Annotated in this window: 1 rRNA gene; it reads right to left on the reverse strand. The window is 50.2% G+C overall.

Annotation, left to right across the window (positions count from 1 at the left end):
• Positions 1-323: ribosomal RNA gene (locus tag ACFPN5_RS00120) — 16S ribosomal RNA — on the reverse strand; the annotation flags it as partial.
• Between the last annotated feature and the right edge of the window lie 137 nt (positions 324-460).

The following is a 460-nucleotide window of genomic DNA, read 5'->3' on the forward strand; positions in this document are numbered from 1 at the left end:
CGTGTCTCAGTTCCAGTGTGGCTGGTCGTCCTCTCAGACCAGCTACTGATCGTCGCCTTGGTAGGCCTTTACCCTACCAACTAGCTAATCAGATATCGGCCGCTCCAGGAGCACAAGGCCTTGCGGTCCCCTGCTTTCATCCATAGATCGTATGCGGTATTAGCGTAACTTTCGCTACGTTATCCCCCACTCTTGGGTACGTTCCGATATATTACTCACCCGTTCGCCACTCGCCGCCAGGTTGCCCCGCGCTGCCGTTCGACTTGCATGTGTAAAGCATGCCGCCAGCGTTCAATCTGAGCCAGGATCAAACTCTTCAGTTCAATCTCTGTTTTTGACACTTTCGTGTCACTACCATTGCTGGTAGGTCGCTCACTCAAGATACTGACCGTCGCTCATTGCTGAGCAACGTTAATACTTTTGTGAACATTTGATAATTTAAGTAATCAAGAACCGAAGT

The organism is Massilia niabensis, from assembly GCF_042655085.1.
Classification (GTDB): domain Bacteria; phylum Pseudomonadota; class Gammaproteobacteria; order Burkholderiales; family Burkholderiaceae_D; genus Telluria; species Telluria niabensis.